At 67.9% G+C, this 19,175-nt stretch carries 21 protein-coding genes; 11 read left to right on the forward strand and 10 right to left on the reverse strand.

The genetic code is table 11. The features are described from left to right. Window positions 1-8 precede the first annotated feature (8 nt). From ABD156_RS42340 to ABD156_RS42350, 3 genes are all read left to right on the forward strand, one after another. Window positions 9-1,079 (forward strand): zinc-binding metallopeptidase family protein, encoded by a 1,071-nt coding sequence (locus ABD156_RS42340; protein ID WP_344286848.1) that lies wholly within the window; start codon window positions 9-11, stop codon window positions 1,077-1,079. A gap of 53 nt (window positions 1,080-1,132) precedes the next feature. Further along, window positions 1,133-2,158: a LysR family transcriptional regulator gene (locus tag ABD156_RS42345; RefSeq protein WP_344286850.1), complete on the forward strand. Its 1,026-nt coding sequence runs from the start codon at window positions 1,133-1,135 to the stop codon at window positions 2,156-2,158. 660 nt (window positions 2,159-2,818) lie between these two features. After that, window positions 2,819-3,415, forward strand: coding sequence for a TetR/AcrR family transcriptional regulator (locus tag ABD156_RS42350; protein WP_344286852.1), 597 nt, complete (start codon window positions 2,819-2,821; stop codon window positions 3,413-3,415). Between the two features lie 196 nt (window positions 3,416-3,611). Here ABD156_RS42350 and ABD156_RS42355 read toward each other — a convergent pair whose 3' ends face one another. Both ABD156_RS42355 and ABD156_RS42360 read right to left on the reverse strand, forming a co-directional pair. Beyond that, window positions 3,612-4,544 (reverse strand): TIR domain-containing protein, encoded by a 933-nt coding sequence (locus ABD156_RS42355; protein WP_344286854.1) that lies wholly within the window; start codon window positions 4,542-4,544, stop codon window positions 3,612-3,614. A gap of 92 nt (window positions 4,545-4,636) precedes the next feature. After that, window positions 4,637-5,218 (reverse strand): TetR/AcrR family transcriptional regulator, encoded by a 582-nt coding sequence (locus ABD156_RS42360; RefSeq protein WP_344286856.1) that lies wholly within the window; start codon window positions 5,216-5,218, stop codon window positions 4,637-4,639. A 31-nt stretch (window positions 5,219-5,249) separates the two neighbouring features. Here ABD156_RS42360 and ABD156_RS42365 point away from each other — a divergent pair, with 31 nt between their 5' ends. Further along, the gene (locus ABD156_RS42365; RefSeq protein WP_344286857.1) at window positions 5,250-5,648 is read left to right on the forward strand and encodes a PaaI family thioesterase; all 399 of its coding nucleotides are present in this window, start codon (window positions 5,250-5,252) and stop codon (window positions 5,646-5,648) included. Between the two features lie 3 nt (window positions 5,649-5,651). Here the strand turns inward: ABD156_RS42365 and ABD156_RS42370 are convergent, their stop codons facing one another. Together ABD156_RS42370 and ABD156_RS42375 are read right to left on the reverse strand one after the other, a co-directional pair. Next, window positions 5,652-6,440 (reverse strand): hypothetical protein, encoded by a 789-nt coding sequence (locus tag ABD156_RS42370; RefSeq protein ID WP_344286859.1) that lies wholly within the window; start codon window positions 6,438-6,440, stop codon window positions 5,652-5,654. Further along, a complete protein-coding gene (locus ABD156_RS42375) occupies window positions 6,437-7,681 on the reverse strand; it encodes an MFS transporter (RefSeq protein WP_344286861.1) in 1,245 nt (414 codons plus the stop codon). The genes ABD156_RS42370 and ABD156_RS42375 overlap by 4 nt, the downstream gene beginning before the upstream one ends. 170 nt (window positions 7,682-7,851) lie before the next feature. Between ABD156_RS42375 and ABD156_RS42380 the strand changes: the two genes are divergently transcribed. Beyond that, window positions 7,852-8,433, forward strand: coding sequence for a hypothetical protein (locus tag ABD156_RS42380; RefSeq protein WP_344286863.1), 582 nt, complete (start codon window positions 7,852-7,854; stop codon window positions 8,431-8,433). On the opposite strand, the gene ABD156_RS42385 is transcribed toward ABD156_RS42380, so the two are convergent. Then, complete coding sequence (locus tag ABD156_RS42385) at window positions 8,430-9,059, reverse strand: O-methyltransferase (protein ID WP_344286865.1); 630 nt, start codon at window positions 9,057-9,059, stop codon at window positions 8,430-8,432. The two genes, ABD156_RS42380 and ABD156_RS42385, sit on opposite strands and share 4 nt — an antisense overlap. Beyond that, window positions 9,056-9,646: a nuclear transport factor 2 family protein gene (locus tag ABD156_RS42390; protein WP_344286867.1), complete on the reverse strand. Its 591-nt coding sequence runs from the start codon at window positions 9,644-9,646 to the stop codon at window positions 9,056-9,058. Before ABD156_RS42390 ends, ABD156_RS42385 begins: the two co-directional genes overlap by 4 nt. A gap of 136 nt (window positions 9,647-9,782) precedes the next feature. Here ABD156_RS42390 and ABD156_RS42395 point away from each other — a divergent pair, with 136 nt between their 5' ends. After that, on the forward strand, window positions 9,783-10,553 hold the full coding sequence (locus tag ABD156_RS42395; protein WP_344286869.1) for an AraC family transcriptional regulator: 771 nt from the start codon (window positions 9,783-9,785) through the stop codon (window positions 10,551-10,553). A gap of 3 nt (window positions 10,554-10,556) precedes the next feature. Here ABD156_RS42395 and ABD156_RS42400 read toward each other — a convergent pair whose 3' ends face one another. Together ABD156_RS42400 and ABD156_RS42405 are read right to left on the reverse strand one after the other, a co-directional pair. After that, the gene (locus ABD156_RS42400; RefSeq protein ID WP_344286871.1) at window positions 10,557-11,873 is read right to left on the reverse strand and encodes a carboxylesterase/lipase family protein; all 1,317 of its coding nucleotides are present in this window, start codon (window positions 11,871-11,873) and stop codon (window positions 10,557-10,559) included. Between the two features lie 15 nt (window positions 11,874-11,888). Further along, complete coding sequence (locus tag ABD156_RS42405) at window positions 11,889-12,794, reverse strand: MBL fold metallo-hydrolase (RefSeq protein WP_344286873.1); 906 nt, start codon at window positions 12,792-12,794, stop codon at window positions 11,889-11,891. A 102-nt stretch (window positions 12,795-12,896) separates the two neighbouring features. On the opposite strand from ABD156_RS42405, the gene ABD156_RS42410 reads away from it, so the two are divergent. Beyond that, window positions 12,897-13,766 carry a helix-turn-helix domain-containing protein gene (locus tag ABD156_RS42410; RefSeq protein WP_344286875.1) on the forward strand — a complete coding sequence of 290 codons (870 nt, stop codon included), beginning with the start codon at window positions 12,897-12,899 and terminating at the stop codon, window positions 13,764-13,766. Between the two features lie 75 nt (window positions 13,767-13,841). On the opposite strand, the gene add is transcribed toward ABD156_RS42410, so the two are convergent. Both add and ABD156_RS42420 read right to left on the reverse strand, forming a co-directional pair. Further along, a complete protein-coding gene (gene add / locus ABD156_RS42415; protein ID WP_344286877.1) occupies window positions 13,842-14,870 on the reverse strand; it encodes an adenosine deaminase in 1,029 nt (342 codons plus the stop codon). Between the two features lie 172 nt (window positions 14,871-15,042). Then, complete coding sequence (locus ABD156_RS42420; protein ID WP_344286879.1) at window positions 15,043-15,441, reverse strand: hypothetical protein; 399 nt, start codon at window positions 15,439-15,441, stop codon at window positions 15,043-15,045. Window positions 15,442-16,385: 944 nt separating this feature from the next. Between ABD156_RS42420 and ABD156_RS42425 the strand changes: the two genes are divergently transcribed. The 4 genes from ABD156_RS42425 (at window position 16,386) to ABD156_RS42440 (ending at window position 19,110) form a co-directional block, all read left to right on the forward strand. Continuing rightward, window positions 16,386-16,616 carry a DUF397 domain-containing protein gene (locus tag ABD156_RS42425; protein WP_344286881.1) on the forward strand — a complete coding sequence of 77 codons (231 nt, stop codon included), beginning with the start codon at window positions 16,386-16,388 and terminating at the stop codon, window positions 16,614-16,616. Window positions 16,617-16,767: 151 nt separating this feature from the next. After that, window positions 16,768-17,670 (forward strand): Scr1 family TA system antitoxin-like transcriptional regulator, encoded by a 903-nt coding sequence (locus ABD156_RS42430; protein WP_344286882.1) that lies wholly within the window; start codon window positions 16,768-16,770, stop codon window positions 17,668-17,670. A 30-nt stretch (window positions 17,671-17,700) separates the two neighbouring features. Beyond that, entirely contained in the window at window positions 17,701-18,588 is an 888-nt protein-coding gene (locus tag ABD156_RS42435) for an SAM-dependent methyltransferase (RefSeq protein WP_344286884.1), read from the forward strand. A 48-nt stretch (window positions 18,589-18,636) separates the two neighbouring features. Next, window positions 18,637-19,110, forward strand: a complete 474-nt coding sequence (locus ABD156_RS42440; RefSeq protein ID WP_344286886.1) for a GbsR/MarR family transcriptional regulator — start codon at window positions 18,637-18,639, stop codon at window positions 19,108-19,110. Window positions 19,111-19,175: the final 65 nt, after the last annotated feature.

Here is a 19,175-nt window from a genome sequence, read left to right on the forward strand (position 1 = left end):
GGAGCAGCATGCCGAACCCCTACGGTTCCTCGCGATACTCGCCCGACACCGCGACGTTGCGCCGGCGTCTCCTGCCGCTGCTCGCCGCGCGCGGGCCGTCCGGCTACGAGGAAGAACCGGTGCGCGCCTGGGTCGAATTGGCGGGGGAATTCGCGGACGTGCACGTCGATCCGCTCGGCAGCGGGCACGCGGTGCTGAACCCGGGCAGCACGCCGCGGATCACGCTGATCGGGCACATCGACGAGATCGGGCTGAGCGTCAGCCACATCGACGAGGCCGGACGGCTGTGGGCGGTCAGCATCGGCTGCTGGGACGCCGCGATCCTGTACGGCCAGCACGTCGTGGTCCTCGCCGAGGACGGGCGGGTGCCGGGCGTGATCGGAACCGCGCCGCCGCATTTGAACGACGGCGATTCGACGCCGAAGATGGCCGATCTGTGGATCGACATCGGAGCCACCAGCCGGGCCGACGCGCAATCGGTGATCACGGTCGGCGACCCGGTGGTGTTCGGTTCGGCTCCGGTCGACCTGCTCAACGGCCGGATCGCCGCACCGGCGCTGGACAACCGACTCGGCGCGCTGGCCGTCCTCGAAGCGGCTCGCGCGGCAGCCGAGGCCTCGGTCACCGCCGAGATCTCCGTGGTCGCGAGCGTGCGCGAGGAAACGAGTTACCACGGCGCGATGGGCGCGGTTTATGCGACGGAACCGAATTTCGCGCTCGCGATCGACACGACTTTCGCCAGCGACATCCCGGAAGACGGCGTCGAACGCAAAACCGGCGACCACCGGCTCGGCTCCGGCCCGGCGATCGGCCGAGGCGCCGTCACCGACGAACCCATGGCGCGCAGCTTGCGCTTGCTGGCCAAAGAGCTCGGAATCCCTTACACCATCGAGGCTTACGGCGACGAGAGCGGTTCCGACGCCGACGCCATGGCAGCGGTCGCCGCCGGCATCCGCTGCGGCGTCATCAACATCCCCCTCCGGCACATGCACAGCTCCGGCGAAGTGGCGGACCTGGCCGACTTGGCCGCCACGATCGATCTCGCCGCCGCGTTCTGCCTCGCCGGAGGGACCCGGTGAACCCTGTTCGGGAACCCTGAGTTTCCCGGCGCCACCCGGCAAGGAGGCCAGCCATGATCGGCGCGGAACGACGGAACCGGCTCGGCCGGGTTGTGCTGGACGCGATCTGGTCCGACAACGGCCGCCTCACGCTGCTGCAGCTGAGAGCGCTCTACGCGGTCGCCAACGAGGGCTCCTTCGCGGCGGCCGCGGTCGCGCTCGGCTGCAGCCAGCCCGCGGTGAGCCAGCGCATCGCGTCGATCGAACGGCGCCTCGGCGTCGTGCTGGTCCGCCGGATGTCCGGGCAACGGCAGGTGCGGCTCACCGACGCCGGGATCGCGCTGGTCAACGCCGCCGAACAAGTGCAGGTCATCCTCCGCACCGCGACGAGGCACATCCAGGACATGCGGGACGGCCGCGAACCGACCGTCCGGATCGGCGTGTTCTCGAGCGTCGCGGTGCGGGTGATGCCGCTCGTGCTGGCCGCGATGCGCACGCAGCACATCCCGTGCCGCGTCAAACCCATCGAGGTCGACGACGACGTCCGCCTGCAGGAATTGCTGCGCTTCGGCGAAATCGACATCGCGTTCGTCATCTTCCCCCTGCAAAGCGGCGAAGCACACGGCCTGGAACTGTTCAGCGACCCGTTCATCCTGCTGGCCCCCCGAAACGCCCCGCTGGCCTCGGTGCCCCGCGTCCGGCCGGCAGACCTGCGCGGCCTGCCGATGGTGTGCCTGACCAGCGAACAACTGGAGGTCGCCGCCGAACTCCGCCGCCAGGGCATCGAGCCGAACTGGGTCTTCGACACGGACAAGATCCACGTCGTGGAACCACTGGTCGCCGCGGATGTCGGGTACTCGATCGTGCCGCAACTGGCGCTCGGGCAACGCCATCCCGGCGTCACGCGGTTCTCATTGAGCGAAATCGTGTCGCCCCGGGAGATCGGAATAGCTTGGCCGCCGCATCACCCCCGGCTCGGGTTGCTGCTGCGAGTGGCGGACGTGATCCGCGGGGTGTGCGCGGATCCGGCGGATATCCTGCCGCCGATCGACGAGCCGGGGTGCGCTTCGGTGGAGCAGGCGGTGCTTCGGCTTCAGTGACTGCCGCTACCGATTTCCTCCAAAAAGGAGAGAAGTCGCACGGACAGCTCTCTCGCCGCTGACCCATGCTTTCCGCAGTGGAGACGCGGCACCGGGACGCCGTTGGCCCGGCGCCGCATCGTGGTGATCATGCCCGGGACGTCAGGACATGATCACGCGTTGGGGCGGTAATACGGGTAGCGGACCCATTGCCATGATTTCCCCATAATTTTCCCGATCCCCCGATCAGGACATTCCGCGACCGGATCGAACACATTCAGGCACACCCCGCGCCGCAATGCCGGACAGTCGTCGCGAACTCGCCGACCTGCGGTGATAGCTACTTAGCGACAGACCTGCCGCGTCTCGTGCGCGACGCGAAGAAAAGCGGTGAAAACACCTGAATCCCCCTAGCGCTCGACTCCCCCATCTGACGCTGTAACAAAAGGCTACCGAACGTGCCCGCAAGCGGCCAAACGTCTTTCCCTGACGTCACCGAGATGGCGTAGCCACTGCAGGATCGTCGCACCCGGTGCAGCCACCCAGCCCAACCAGCACCGCCGAATGCCGCCGTATCCTTTCCTTCCGTCATTTCCCGAACAGCTCTACCCGTTTCGCAATACCGCTCGCTCGGAGACTGGTAGAATCGCGGGATAACCGCGGACAGGAAGGACCCGCGCGGTGCCACGCGCTGCAGAGCCGGAAACGCCCGTCGAGCGCCCCGGCGCCTACCGGAGCCGCTTCACCGGCGCGCTGGAGTCGCTGCTGGCGCGGAAACGGTTCCCGAAGATCACGATCGGCGACCTCGTCGGCCGGGCGCACACGTCCCGCCGCGGCTTCTACGAGCATTTCGCTTCCAAGGAAGCGTGTCTGCTCGCCCTGCTCTCAGAAGCGGCCGAAACGGGATCCGCGCAGGTAGCCGCCTCGGTCGACCGCACCGCGCCCTGGCAGACGCAAATCCGCCAGCTCGTCACGGCGTGGATCGGCGTCGTCGACGCCCGGCCCGCCGTCATGCTGAGCCACATCCGCGACGTGCCCTTGCTGGACGCCCCGATCACCGCCGACCTGAACCACGACGCTTACGTCAACGTCGTCCGCGCCATCTCGGCCGGCACCACGTTCCGGGAATCCGGCGGCGTTCCGCTGTCCCGGGTCCGCGCGCTGATTCTGTTCGGAGGACTGGAAAAACTGGCCGAGGACGCGCTGCGGCAAGGCGAGCCGGTGAGCGCGCATACCGAGGAAGCGGTGGAAACCGCGCTCCTTTTCGCGGCTTCGTGAGGATGCGGAGGCCGCGCGAGAGCTACGCGAGACTTCCGCCAGCGAGAACTTCAGACCTGCAGACCGGGCAATGTTGACCGAACCGCGGCCCAAGGTTGTCCGGAGAACACGTCGCCGTGACGCTCCCCGCGCCGCGATCGACAGCCGCGCCGCACGGTCGCTGCCCGAGGTGGTCGCCAGGAGGCTAGCCGCCAGGTCAGACCCGCCGTTCGATGAAACTCACGATCTTTTCCCACAGAAGGACAAAGAGCTCGTCATAAGTCAGCAGAGTTTTCGACGGGTTTCCCATTCCGAAAAGAGTCAAATCGTTCAATTCGACTTTCGCCTGACTCGCATTCGCGTCCCACGTTGCGGACACGAACCCATTGGCGGCGTCACCACTGACACGTGGCCAAGCGAAGCTCAAGACGAGCCGACCGCTCCAACTACCCCCACCGTCTCGAAGAACCAGTTCGCAAACAGGCCTTCCGCGCTCTTCAACGAGTACTTTTACCGCGGTTTCGGATCGGCGCACGCTGCAATGGAAACCAAAACCGTCCAAGGCTCCAATTTTTTGCGCAAACAGTTCTCCAACCCGGCTCAGCGCGGCGTCGAGCGTCGCTTGTGCGCTGAAGCTGTTCGGAGCTATACGCGGCAACCTGACTTCAACGGCGTCTTCGACGACTTGGCTGACGTCGCGAGGCTCCTGGTGTCGGCTCCGAGCAGCGCCGACCTTCTCCGCAATGACCTCAGAGAGCAGGTCAGGCCTTTGCGGGTCTGCCCGAATATAGACAACCGCAGGATTCAGGACCTCCGGCGGAACTACTACGTCGTCCATCAGAACGGGAAGGATGTAGCCGCCGCCGCGCTCGACGTCGGCTCTCATCGCCGCAGAGAACTCGTCCATCGGGTACGGACCGTCCAGGTACTCCCGCGAAAGAAACGGCACGACATACCGTGCGGCGACACCGCCGTAGACTCGTCGCAATTGAGGTATCACATCAGTTCCCCACAAGCGGACAGTTTCGTCCTGGTCATAGAAAACCGTGACGCCGCGCGCCTGGCAGCCCCGGACTACCTTTTCGACGTAGTCACGCTGTCTGCCGCTGAATGAAACAGCGATGTCGAATTCATGATCAGCCTCGGCCATGGGCGGGTATTCTACGCGACGAGCTTCGGTGACGAGGCAGCAACCGACGCAGGATGCAGCAGCCCGCCTCTTGCCATCAGCGAGTGCGGATCTCAGTTCACCTGACCTGATACCGCGTCCACCAGCGTCCGGTACACCTGCTGGCACCGGCGAATCCGCGCCGGACCCGGATCGTTCGCGATCTCCTGCCCCAGCGCGGTGAGCGACCCCAGCAATGCGACCGCAAGCTCTTCGACACCTCCGCCAGAGCTGCCCGCCTCGCGCAGCAGTGCGACGGTCGGCTCGCGCCACCACTGTTCGTCCAGGTTTCGCCACCGTTCCTGGCCCAGCACGGACGGACCGTCGACGAGAAGGATCCGTCCCACGGCCGGGTCCGCACACCGGCGGAGGAAGATCGAGCCGGACGCCTTGAGCTGGTCGGACGGCGTTCCGGCACCGCCGGATCGCGACCACAGCACCCGGTGCAGATCGGCGTGCACCTGCTCGACCACAGCGCCGAACAGCTCCTGCTTGTTCTCCCAGTGGTGGTAGACCGCGCCCGTCGTGATCCCGGCCGCGGCGGCGATCTGCGCCAGCGAGGTCCCCGCATACCCCTGCGCGGCGAAGAGCCGCCGCCCGGCCTCGACGAGGTCGTGACGGGTGGTCCGGGAGCGTTCCTCGTTCGTTCGCCGCATCCACTTACCTAATCATGTTATGTTTCTGGACGTGGACACAGTACGGGCTCAGGAGATCATCGACAGCAGCCCGTTCGGGCCGTGGTGGGGTTTCACGGTGAAGGCCGTCGACCCGGGTGTCGCGACCCTCTCCCTGCCGGCCCGGCCGGAGTTCTTCCGCCCCGGCGACGTCCTGCAGGGCGGATGCGCCATGACGCTCGCCGACGTCACCTGCTGGATCGCGATCCTCTCCGTCATCGGACCCGACGAACCGGCCGTCACGGTGAACATGACCACCGCGTTCCTCGGCGCCGCACGGTCCGACCTGACCTGCGAGTCAACCCTGACCCGAACCGGACGCCGCACGATCTACGGCACCGCGACAGTCACCGACGACGCCGGACGGCAGGTCTCCCACCACACCCTGACCTACCTCCGCCCAGGCCAATAGCCGTCAGCTCAGCGCGCGACGCAGCACGACCCACCGCTCCCCCGGCCGGTCGACAGCAGTCGGATACCAGCGCGGCCCCAGTGCCGCACTCAGCTCGGCGCTCCGTTCGATCAGCGAGCTGACCGCGGGTTCGCCGACGACGATCACGGCCGACCAGTCGACGTGGGCCAGGAGGTGGTCCTCAGCGACCCCGAACTGCGTGTCCAGGAGAGAGACCACGTCGTGGCCGGTGTCCGGGCTCGACTGGATCTCGCTGGTATCCGGCACCTCGGCATCGGTTTCCGGAAGGGGCTCCGAGGCGTCGTCCTCTCGTTCCTCGGACCACACATGGTCTTCGAGCCGGTCGATGCGGCGGCACAGGTCGAACGCCTGCTCGTCGGACAGGCGCAGGCACACGCTGCGGCCGTCGGCCAGCGTGAACGTCAGCTCCGCTTCGGGAACCCCGGCGCTGCCCGGTTCGGCTTCGACAGTCCCCGCGACGTCGCCGAACAACACCAGCTCGGCCGGGCTTTCGTGGCCCTGCCCCAGCGAAGGCAGGTTCGCCGCCATCTCGACCACGGAGTACGCGGCGGTCCAGAACGCTTCCTTGTCCCGGAAGTCCTTGCGGCTCTGGCTCAGCGTCCGCCCAATCCCGGCCGGTTCGACATAGGCCTCCACCCGGCCGGTGCCCAACCCCTCGTCCCAGGTCGCGGCGACCGTGACCTGGTTGGCCAAGCGTTTGCGGTAGGACTCGACCCGATCGTGCCGGGCGAGTTCCCAGCCGTCGGCCTGCTCGGGCCAGTCGTCGTTCACCGATGGGTCCTTTCGACGCGCGCTGCGGATACGGTCCTCCGACGCGTCGCGCGCGTTCCCAGTTCCGCGTTCTGGGCGCGAGCAAGCAGGGTGACTGCAGCCGCGACCGCGATCACCGCAGCGGTGACGAGTGCGGTCAGCGGCCATCCGATCCGCTCGGCCGCCGTCGCGCCGAACGCGGTGCCGAGGCTTCCACCAGCGAAATAGACGACCATGTACGCGCTGTTGAATCGCGCCGGCGCGCTGGGCTCGATTGCCAGCACCGTGCTCTGGTTCGCGACTTGGGCGGCGAAAAGACCCGCGTCAAACAGAGCCAGGCAGATCAACGTCGACACAGTGCTCGGCAAGGCGATGGCGAGTGCCGCGCTCGCAACGCCAGCGAGGCTCAGTCCACAGAGGATGACCCGACGCGCGCCCACGCGATCAGTCCAGGATCCGGCGATTCGCGTCGCGAGCATTCCCAGGATTCCGGCGAAGGCGTACAGCCCGATGCGTTCCGCGGAATACGAAAAGGGCGGCTTCGACAGCGCGACCGCGATTCCGGACCACACCGCGCAGAACGCGAAGAACCAGAGGGTGCCCCGGACCGCCGCGAGCCGAAGCGCGTAGTATCGCAGGTACAGCCCGGGAATCGAGCGCAAAGTGGCGAGGTAGCCGCGATTGTTCGCCCCGGCCACCGTCGGAAGCACGAGCAGTACCGCCACCGCGACAACCGCGCATCCGGCGGCGAAAACGCCCAGCATCGCCCGCCAGCCGATCAGATCGGCCAGCCAGCCTCCGACGATGCGTCCGGCAAGGATTCCCGCTGAGATGCCAGCGGTGACGATCCCCAGCGCGGTAGCGCGCCGGTCCGGGCTCGACAGCCGGGCAGTCACCGAACTCAGGCCGGCGCCGACTGACGAGCACGCGCCGAGCACGCCGAGCACCAGACCGAGCAACCACACCTGTCCGACGATCGCGTTCAGCCCCAGTGCCGCGGCGAGCGCGGCGAACTGCGCGGACAGGACGTAGCGCGGCGGGAACTGGTCGACAAGCGGAACCAGCAAGGCGAGTCCGCACAGGTACCCGACCGGCCCGCACGCGAGCGCGACGCCGACCGCACCGAGCGACGTCCCGAGCCCGCCGGCAACCTCGGCGATCGCGGGCTGCAACGGGTAGATGGCCGCGGTGCCCAGTGCGGCGGCGAGCGAGATGAATCCGACGACCGAGCCGCGCAGGCGCGGAGTGGTATCTGAATGCACCGGCCGAGCGTAGGAAGATCGGGGCGGGGAGCGCTGGCGAGAAACCGCCATCACCCGTGGCTTCGCTAAGGATCCGACAGCGGTACCGCGTTTGTGGGATGATCGAGTTCCATGACGACGCCACAGCCTGCGCCCGCCGTACGCTTCGAGCCGCTGGGCCTGGGCCAGTCATGACCGGCGAACGAGCCGCGCGGCAGATCGACGTCAGCCATCTGCCCGAGGACCTCGTGGCCCTCATCGACGCACTGAGACCCGGCGAAAACCTGGTCCTCACCAGGGACGGCGACCCGGTCGCGACGATCTCCGGCACCGGCGTCCGGCCCGAACCCCCGCGCACGGACTACGACGACGTCACGGTCGTCGCCACCGCGATGAAGCTGTCTGCCTCGGCCCGGATGTCGCTGTCGGCCGAACTCGGTTCGGATTACCTCGTGCTGGACCTGCACTCGGCGCCGGCCACCGCGGACGTCCTGCTCGTGCCGCCGGTCAGCCCGCAGCTGATCGGAGGTCTCCGGGCGAAATTCCCGAAGGCCCGGGTCGTCCTCGCCGAGGTGGAGGACGCGGAACTGGGCGTCAGCTACCACGGGCCGGTCCGGCGGCTGCTCGACGCCGGCGCCGAGACGTACCTGACCTCGGCGAACGTCCCGCACCTGGCGCGGCAGCTCGACCATGCCGTCACCCAGCAGCGGCAGCACCTCACCGGCGGGAGCGCCGCGCCGCTGGAGATCGGTCCGGTGGAGCAGGGCGGTTAAGGTCCGACCTTGACCCCCAGTTCGGTACCGCCGTGCAGGGGCAGCGAGACCGACACGAAGCCGTTGGCCGGATCGCGGAGGTAGTCCAGGAAATCGGGTTCGGCGTTGTCGTTCATGACGTACCCGCCGATCCGGATTTGCGGCGCGACGAACTCGATGACCTCGCGGGCCAGCGACGGTTCAGCGCCCAGCCATCCGTCGATCAGGGCGAAGTCGACCTCGCCGCCGAGATCACGCAACGTGACCCGAGCGTCGCCTTCGCGGATTTCGGCGTAGCCGGCCAGCCCGGCCTCGGCGAGATTGTGCCGCGCGGCAGCGATTTTGTCCGGCACCAGCTCCGCGCCGATCACCGTCCCTCCCCCGTTGTCGCGCACCGCCGCCGCGGCGTAGAGCGTCGACATGCCCACCGAGGTGGCGAATTCGACGGTCCGGGTGGCACGGATTCCCCGGCACAAAAGATAAATCAGGTCGCCTTGTTCCGGAGAGATCGAGAAGCCGTATTCGCCGTATTCGTGCGGATCACGTTCGAGGCCGGACCGCGGGTCGTCGGCTGGATATTGTTGCGCGGCAACGAGCCTGTCGATGACGGCGTTGACGAGCGGATCGCGAAGCGGGCTGTGGGTCATGCGGAAACTCCCGTCAACCAGGCGTGGCCTTCTTCGAGGATCTCTTGTTCGCGCTTGCTGAAGCGGGTCGGGCAAGTATCCGGCACCTGATGTCCGCTGTGCTCCAGCAGATAGGCCAGCGCGGCGTACTCGCGCGGATGCCGCCGGGGGTCGAGGTCGTCAGTGGGCCGGATTCCGTACGGATAAGTGAAGCCGCCCATGTCGTAGACGGAATCTCGACGCACGATGCGCCACCTGGCGTCGCGACGTTCGACGCGGTCGAGGAATCTATTGTGGACAGTCACGCCGAGCCCCAATTCGAGGTGGTCAGCGACAAGCATCGCGTTGGTCTCCACGAAGGCGCGATCACCGGAGGCCTCGATGACGGGCGCACCGATGAAATGCTTGCTGCGCAACGGGCCGCCGCTCATCCGGCGTGATCCGTCGACAAAGTCCTTGGCCGGGCCGGAAAACCACAGGATCGTCAAGGTCGCGTCGTCGTGGAACAGGCTCGCCAACGCGTCCCAGTGCTCCCGGTCGCGATGGATCCAGCCGGTCATAAGGTCGGTGATCGCCTGCCGGTCAGCGGCTCGGATTTCGTCCGTCACAAGGAATCTCCCAGGAACTAGGCTCGTCCAGCCAGCATCGCCCGCCGGAGAACCCGCTGCCACCGCCCGCCGGACAGCCGATACCGGTATCCCGCCAAGATCACCAGCGGGCCGTTTTCCGGTATCCTGGGAACCGATGCCGAACCGCCGCCACTCCTGCTGGTCGGGCGACGATCCCATCCAGGGCCGCTGGTCGCTGGCCCACGGGGAAGGGGTCGCCGCGCATCAGCACGCGCGGGGACAGCTGCTGTACGCGGCGAGCGGGCTGCTGGCGACGACCACCGAACGGGGCACGTGGGTCGCGCCCGCGGACCGCATCTCGTGGACGCCGCCTCGCTTCGAGCACGGCCATCGCGCCTACGGCGAGACCGAGGTCAGCATCCTGGAGGTGCCCGCCGAGCTGTGCGCCGAGCTGCCCTCCGCGCCGACCGTGTTCACCGTGTCCGCGCTGCTGCGCGCCGCGGTCTTGAAGCTGACCGGCGGCACGACCCTGCGCCCGGATGTCGGGGATCGGCTGCTCCGGGTGCTGGTCGACGAGCTGACCGAACTCCCCGAACAGCCGGTGTACCTGCCCGAACCGGCCGACGACCGGCTCCGCGCGGTCACCGATCTCCTGCGCGGGAACCCGGCCGAATCCGCCACGCTCGGCGAACTCGGCCGGGCCGTCGGGGCCAGCGAGCGAACGTTGAGCCGGTTGTTCCGCGGCGAGCTGGGGATGAGCTTCTCGCAGTGGCGCTCGCAGCTGCGCGTCCAGCACGCGCTGGTCCATCTCGGGCAGGGCCGTTCGGTGACCGACACCGCGCTGCGGTGCGGATGGGCCAATCCGACCAGCTTCATCGAGACCTTCGCCGCGATCCTCGGCCAGACTCCAGGGAGTTATCAGGCCGCGCTCCGAGCCGCCCGGTGACGTTCAGCCGAAGCGATGTGCCTCAGGCCGTTGCGGGTCGTACGCTGCCCAGCCCGGCTTCCCCTCCCGCGCGAACGCGACCCAAGCGGCATGCATCTCCGCCGCAAGGCCGGCCGGAGCGGCATCCGGACCGAGCAGGCCAGTGTCACCGTGCAGCCAGGGCTCGTCGGCGAGATCGAAGACGAACGGCAGCTCGACGGTGTGCGCGGCGCCGAGCCGACCGTCCAGCGCAGTGGAGCGATACCCGAACGAATAGACATAGGTGCGGCCGGTTGAGATCTCAGCGTGCGCCCGCGCCATCCGAGTGGTGCCAGCCCCGAACAGCGCCTCGCCCAGCTGGCCAGCGGTGTCGTCCGGTTTTCCCTGCGGTACCAGGTAAAGCCGCCCCTCCTCGGCGTTCGTGCCGATCAGCAGGTCGACGTCGCCGACCAGGCTGTCCGCGGGCTGCACCGGCAGGACCAGGCTGAACGGACTGAGCCCGGCCAGCGGGTCCGTCGCGGTGGCGGTCCGCAGATCCAGCCCGGCCAGCGCGGGCAAGATCTCCAGGAACCGCTCGTCTGAGACATCAGCGAACGCCGCCGCAATCGGATCGACGCCCAACGCCGCAGCAGCAGCCGACGTGACCCGTCGCGCCTGCTCCGGAGTGAACGCACCCGTGCCGCTTCCACTTTGGACAATCGCGCGCCGGAACAGTCCCTTGGCCTCCGGGGTCGCGAGCAGTGCACCGGTGAGCGTCGCTCCCGCGGATTGCCCGAACACCGTGACATTTCCCGGATCCCCGCCGAACGCGGCGATCGAATCGCGCACCCACCGGAGCGCGGCGAGGACGTCGAGCAGCCCGCGATTGTCCGGTGCTCCCTCCAGGGCAAGGAAACCCGGAATGCCGAGCCGGTAGTTCACCGTCACGAGGACGACGCCGTCACGGGCGAAGGCGCTGCCGTCGTAGAGCGCGGCGCGGGTCGACCCGGTGACGAACCCGCCGCCGTGCACGAAAACCATGACCGGACGGTTTCCAACGTCCGCGGCCGGGGTACGAACGTCGACCGTCAGATATTCCGTTCCAGGGACCCAGCCCGGCCCGAAGTACGGGCTCATATCGAGGCGACCGAAGTCGCGGACAGGCTGCGGCGCGGTCGGCGACGGCCGGGTCCCGTCGCGGACTCCGGACCAGCTCGGATGCGGCACCGGCGGAGCGAACCGGCCGGGCCCGCTCGGAGCGGCGGCGTAGGGAATGGCCCGGTAGGATTCGCCCGCTGCGCCGCGTTGGCCGCGGACCGCGCCCGCCGCGGTCTCGACGACCGGATTTTCCTGCTGAGACATAGGAATCACTTCTTTCTAGGAGATCCGGGAGAACCCGGCCCACTTCTTGATCGCGAACTTCGACCCGTCCCGCTCGACCTCCGCCGCTCCGGATCCAGGGAAGTGCGCCGGGAACAGCAGCGCGTTGTCCTCGACAGCTCGGCCGAGCAGCGCGCGCCGAGTCGCCCGCGCCTCGGCCGGGTCCTCGCAGAAGCAGGAATTGGTCTCCGGCTCCGCGATCTGCAGCGGGGTATGCACCAGGTCGCCGACGAACAGCGCCCGGTCGCCGCCGGAATCCAGCGTCAGGACGGACGAGCCGGGCGTGTGCCCGGGCGCGAGGTCGAGCCGCAGATTCTTGTCGATCCGGTACGTCCCGTCCCACAGCCGGGCCTGACCGGCCTGCCGCACCGGCGCGACGCTGTCCTCGAAGACGTTCTGGTTCCCGCGCCCGAACACGGTCTCGTTTTCGTTCGCCGGATCCCAGAACTCGAAGTCCCGCAACGGCATCAGGTAGGTGGCGTTCGGGAAGGTCGGCACCCAGTCTCGGCCGTCGAGGCGGGTGTTCCAGCCGACGTGATCGATGTGCAAATGGGTGTTGACGACGACGTCGACGTCCTCGGGCGAGACACCGGCGGCGGCGAGGTGCTCGAGGTAGCCGGTGTCGAGGCGGCTCCACACCGGCGCGTACGGCCGGTCCTTGTGGTTGCCGACGCCGGTGTCGACGAGGATCGTGCGGCCCTCGCTGCGCAGCAGCCAGGACTGGATCGCCGACTGGCATTCGCCGGTCTCCGGATCCCAGAAATCGGGGGCCAGCCAGCCGCCGTGCTCGTCCCACGAGCCCGCCGGGCTGTCCGGGAAGAACTGGTCCGGGCGCATCTCGACCGAGCCGTAGAACTCCTTGACGCGGGTGACCGTGACGTCGCCCAGAATGATCTCGTTCATGCGACCGAGCCTGGGCGCCCGAGCGCGCCCGGACCAGTCCCGCGTTTTCCTACCCCGCGCAGGGTGTGGCAGCGCTGTCGCACCCGGCGGATAGTGGAAGCCATGACCGCTGGCCCGCTAGGCGACTTCCTGCACGCACGACGAGCCCGGCTGCGCCCCTCCGACGTCGGCCTGGCGGACGTCGGACCACGCCGTCGTGTCGCCGGCCTGCGCCGGGAAGAGTTGGCGCACCTGGCCGGCGTCAGCGTCTCCTACTACACGCGGCTGGAGCAGGGACTCTCCCGAGGCGCGTCAGCCGAAGTGCTCGACGCGATCGCGCGCGCCCTGCGACTGGACGCCCACGAACGCGCCCACCTCGACCGCCTCGCCGACGCGGCGCGCCGCACGCCCAAGCCGCGCCGTCCACGCCCGGAGAAGCTGGCCGACGAAACGCGCGACCTCCTCCGCGCAGTCGACGGCGTCCCGGCGCTGGTGCTGGGACGCCGCACCGACGTGCTGGCGTGGAACACCCTCGGCCATGCCCTGCTGGCCGGGCACCTGGACCTGGCCCAACGCCCCAACCTGAGCCGGATGCTGTTCCTGGACCCGCACTGCCGCGACCTGTACGCGGACTGGAAACGCAAGGCCCGCGCGGTGGTCGGCAACCTGCGCATCACCGTCGGAAAGCACCCGGACGACCCGCTGCTGGCCGAACTGATCGGCGAGCTGACGATGAAGAGCCCGGAGTTCGTCTCGCTGTGGCGCGATCACCGGGTCGGCCCGTGCGACGCCGATTCGTACGAGTTGCGGCATCCGGTGGTGGGCCGGGTGAGGGTGACACAGCAGACGCTGTCGGTGGCCCGGTCGCCGGAGCAGGTGCTGATCGTGTGCACGACCCCGGCCGGCTCGGCTTCGGAGGAGGCGTTGACGTTGCTTCGCCAAGTCAGCGAGCGGACCTCTGACGCGGACGAAACGGTGCGCACGCCGAACTGACCGATCGGCACCGCGGCCAGCGGAAAGACGCTGGTCAAGTAACGTCGACGGCCACTTCCGCCGCGCCTCAGCCGGTTAAACCTCCGCGCCGGCGTCCTGCGCCACCAAGTCGATCTCCGCCAGCAGCTCCGCCTTCCCCGCCTCCCCGAGAAACGAAGCCCGTACCGCGTTCCTCGCGAGCTCAGCCACCTCAGCCGCCCGCAAACCGAGCGTCATCGCCACCGTCAGGTACTCGCCTTCCAGGGTCGCGCCGAACATCGGCGGATCGTCGGTGTTGAGCGTGACAACGAGCCCGTGGTCGAGCATCCGCCGCACCGGATGCGCCGCGATCGAGGGCACCTGGCGGGTCCGGACGTTCGACGTCGGGCACACCTCCAGCGGGATCCGGTGTTCGGCGAGGTAGGCCAGCAACGCCGGGTCCGCCGCGCAGCTCGTGCCGTGGCCGACGCGTTCCGCGCCGAGGTCGTGGACGGCCGACCAGATGGTCGCCGGGCCGCTCGTTTCCCCGGCGTGCGGCACGCTGTGCAGGCCCGCCTCGCGCGCGGCGGTGAAGAACGGCTCGAATTGTGCCCGGCCGACCCCGATTTCCGGGCCGCCGAGGCCGAAGCTGACCAGTCCGTCCGGACGTTCCCGCAGCGCGAACACCGCGGTCTCCCGTCCGGCTCGGAGGCCCTTCTCCCCGGGAATGTCGAAGCACCAAGCCAATTCCACGCCGTGCTCCGCCTTCGCGACGGCGCGGCCCTCGACGAGCCCGGTGAGCAGTTCGTCGCCGGGCAGGCCGTCGAGGAGGTGGTTGTACGGCGTGACAGTCACTTCGGCGTAGCGGACGTTCTGGCGGGCGAGTTCGGCCGCGAGACCGGTCACGAGGGTGCGGATGTCGTTGCGGTCCTTGAGCATCGACTGGACGGCCCAGTAGACCTTGAGGAAATGGTCGAAGTCGCGGAACACGAAAAACTCCGCCAGCTCAGCAAGATCCGCGGGCACGCCGGCTTCCGGATGCCGGCGGGCCAGCGCCAGAACTGTTTCGACGCTGGCGGAACCGACGAGATGGACGTGCAGTTCGGCTTTGGGCAGGGCGTGAACGAACGCGCGCAGGCCAGACATGAGGAGGCTCCCTGAAGAAAGAATGAGGTGACGGAGGAAGAAAAACGGGACGACTCAGGGAGCGAGGTCGCCACGATCGCGGTCGGCTCCGTAGAGCGGCAGCTGGAACTCCGGCACGGACTCCACTGTAGCGGAGATCAGCCGCAGGACACGGAAAAATCGCGGAACGCCGTTACCGCCGATGGCTGGGGCGCGCCTGGTTGAACAGCACCGCGCTGCAGATCAGCACCAGCCCGGCGACCGCGACCCCGACCACCGGGCTGATCAGCAGCACCACCGTGCTGATCACGCTCGCGGCGAAGGCCAGTTGCAGGCACGCCCACAACACTGGCGTCACCCACGCCAGCGCCCCGGACGCCGCACACACCCACCGGCCGCGTGCGACCGGTTTGCGGTGCCGTCCCGGGCCGCGGCGGGCGAAGACTTTCGTCGCGGCGGCCACCATTTCGTCCCGAGTCGCGATTCGCCGCCCGCCGCGGGCCGGTGCGACGGCCGCGCCGAATTCGACGCGTTCCACTCGTCCGGCGCGGTCGTCGTCTGGCGGGCCGGCGTTCTCCAGCGGTAGAGTCATGCCGTCTGTTCCTTTGCCTAGAAGAGGTTTCAGACATCCCCGTGGCCCCCTGCTGCAACAGGGGGCCACATCTATCTCTCCGGGCGCGCGACCCAGTTCGATAGTTCTCATCTTGGCCAAGAGCGGGCAGACCTCGAGACCTACTGACGGTCGTCTCGCCGAGCGGCGCCCAGCTGTCGATTAACGGTAAAGAGACACGACGAACTACCGTGCGCGATATCAGTCCGCCGGTTCAGCCCGGCACTTCCGCGGACTTCGGCGAAAACGAACTCCGCGACCGAACTCCGGCTCGCGCGCGTCCAATCAGGTGCCGACCCGCCCCCACCTGGATAAATGCCGAGTCACCCTCCGTGCGCGCACCCGCTGACACAGGACAAAACGCCCATCCACTCGGAGGTAAGCGGCGATTTATAGCGCATCAGGAACCGCTTTTCATCACCCACAAGAGTGGTAGCATGTGATCAGAGAGAAAGGACCGCGAAGAACCGCGACAGCGGCGCTGCCAGCCGTCGCCAAGACCTCTGACCTGTGATTTTCTCACGAAAACCGGATCGCGGGACAAAAATTGGCATTCAGCCAACCGCACGCGAACTACTCCGTTCATCGCACGCCCCCAGGCATCCGCCGACTGGAATATGCATGCCTTACCGGGCGAGCCAGAATATTCTTACATGCCTTGCCGCCACGGCTTACGGCGACCCGGCCACGGTTCGCCGGAATGCTGCCGACCAGCCAATAACGCTGCCGCACTGGACAAATACCGGCCATGAACAGGACAGAGCCCGCACCCTCGATCACCGCGAGAAAACCGTCCCGACGCCAAACAGGTGAACCTATCGGCCCATTTCGGGATTGTGCAAGTCCGCGCCTTGCTTCGGCATATTCCATCCTTGATCCTGAGTTGAATATGCCAGCAAAAGACAACGGCTTGACAAGGACGAATCATGAGTTCTTACGATCCGAACACCGTGAGTTCTTCGCTCGACGACGCCGCCTGGCAGCGGCCTTCGGCGTGCGGCGGCAACGGCGGGGACTGCGTCGAAGTCAATCTGAGCGATCCCGATCTTGTCGCGGTACGGGATTCCAAGATCGGCCGTTCGCCCGCGCTCGTCTTCGGCAATCAGGAATGGGAGGCGTTCGCCGGCGCGCTGCGCGAGGGGCAGTTCGACCGCTGAAAGATCGTCATCCCGGTCCCCCCGCCCGAAACACGTCCCGGACGCCCCGGACGGGCTCCGCCCGTCTTGGCCGGGAGTAATGCTAGGACTACTATGCTTTTGTGCCCGGCAACGGTATCTCCTCCTCCCCCGATCGGACGGCTCGCGCCTCGTGAGCCGGCTTTCCGTCGAGGCCCAGCTGGTCGAGCTGGGCAAGCTTCTCGTCGCCGCCCGCGTCGAACGCGGGCTGACCCAGGGCGAACTCGGCGACGCCCTCGGCTACACGCAGCCGAACATCAGCAAGATGGAGCGGGGCAGGACTCGCGTCCACCCGCATCTGCTCGACAAGTGGATCGGCTTCCTCGAGGTCGCTCCCGCCGACGCGGCGACGATGCGGCAGTACAACCAGGCCTCCCGCGCCGACCGGGTGTGGAACGCCCGCCGCCTCGCGGCCAGCCCCGCCTGGTTCCATCCGGTGTTCGAGGCCGAGCAGGAAGCCGCGATCGTCCTGAAGTGGACCGGCGAGCGCATCAGCGGGATGCTGCAGACCGAGGACTACATGATGGAGCAGTTCCAGGCCTACGGCCGCACGGACGTGACCGACGCCGTGCACGAACGCAAGCTGCGGGCCAAGCTCCTCGACGACTACCCGGACCGGACGTACAAGTTCATCCTCAGCGAAAGCGCGGTCCACCGGCTGACGCGGGCGCACACGGACAACCCGTACGTCGCGCTCGGCCAGGTCCGGCATCTGCTCGGCCTCGCCCGCAACCATCCCGGGGCGACGATCCGGTTCGTGCCTTTCGAGAAAGGGCCGCTGCACGTCGGCCCCGATTTCACGATTTTGCAGTTCGCCAACAGCAAGCTCGACCGTTCGTTCGCCGAAACGTCGAATGGCGTCCAGACGTTCATGAACGACTCCGAAACCTACGACACCGATCTGCAATCCTGGGAATCCCTTTCGAGTGTCGCCCTTTCGGCGGAGGAATCGGCAATTCTTCTCGAAGAAGCCGAAGCGGATCTGATCAGCACCCGTACGCCCGCTGTCCGGCGGCCCGGAGAGCGGCTACGCTGATCCCGCGCCGTCGACCACGAGGAGAAGCTGGTGACTGGCCTGGAACACGAGTCCTTTCCGCCGCCGGGGATCGACCTCAGCCATCCCAGCGTGGCCCGCGTCTACGACTATTACCTCGGCGGAACCGCGAACTGGGAAATCGACCGGCAGTTCGCCGAACGCATGCTGCGCGATTACCCGATGGTGCGCCCGATCGCGCAGGCCAACCGGAGGTTTCTGCACCGGGTGGTCCGGCATCTCGTGCGCAAGGGAATACGGCAAATCGTCGACCTCGGTTCCGGCGTCCCCACGATGGGGCACGCGCACGAAATCGCCGAGCAGATCGCCCCCGGAGAGGTGAAAGTCGCCTATGTCGACTGCGAACCGGTCGCCGTCGCGCATTCCACCAGCCTGCTGCGGGACCAGGGCGATCCGGCCCGGCACGTCGCCCTGCACGCCGACCTGCGCGACCCGCGGCGGATGTGGTCCCTGCTCGCCGGATCGGGCGTGATCGACCTGGACCAGCCGGCAGCCCTGCTGCTCATCTCCGTCCTGCATTTCGGGCAGCCGCCCGCCCCGGACAGCGGCGGCACCGAAGACCTCGGGCCCGGCTCCGTCGCCGCCTACCGAGATCTCCTCGCGCCCGGGTCGTACCTGGCGCTGTCCCACGTCACCGACGAGGGCGTCCCGCCGCACTGCGAGCAACTCCTCGCCGACGCGAAGGAGCGGTACGCCAACGCGGGCACCGATCTCATCTACCGCAGCCGGGCCGAGATCACCGAGCTGTTCGGGGACTTCGCGCTGCTCGACCCCGGCGTCACCTGGACGCCGCTGTGGCATCCGGAGGAGGCGGGCCCGGACGACCAGCCGCTCCCGCTCTGCGCGGCCAACGAGTCGCTGCTGCTCGCCGGGGTGGCACGCAAGGAGCTACCCATCTGAAATAACGGAGATTTGCGTTATCTCAGTCATTACGCTAACTTGAGCTGCATGGACGAGGACTGGGAACTCGCGTTCGCCGACGACGCCGGCCGCCACTTCGCGCGGCAGTACGGCATGACGCCGATGACCGGGCGGGTGATCGGCTGGCTGCTGCTCTGCGATCCGCAGCAGCAGACGATCGCCGAACTCGCGGGCGCGCTGCGGGCCAGCCGCAGCGCGGTCACCAGCGCGATCAGCGAACTCGAAGAGTGGTCCTGGGTCCAGCGCACGCGAACGGCCGGGGAACGGGTCGACCGCGTGCGGCTCGCTCCGGACGTGTGGCTGCGCCTGCTCGACAACCAGTCCGAGTACGCCTCGCTCAGCGCACTGGCGCGACGCGGACTGGAAGCGATGACCGATCAGCCCGCTGAACGGCGGGCGCGGCTGGAAGAACTCGCGGAGTTCACGAAGTTCCTCGCCGAGCGGATGCCCGAGCTCGCCGTCGAATGGCGTGCTCGGCGCGAAGCCTTGCACAGCAAGTAAATCCGGCTTCACCACGCGCCTGGCGAACCTCGTCAGGCGATTTCGCCCTGCCCGAAATATCTCAC

This window comes from Amycolatopsis albidoflavus (assembly GCF_039525725.1).
GTDB classification, from domain to species: Bacteria; Actinomycetota; Actinomycetes; order Mycobacteriales; family Pseudonocardiaceae; genus Amycolatopsis; species Amycolatopsis albidoflava.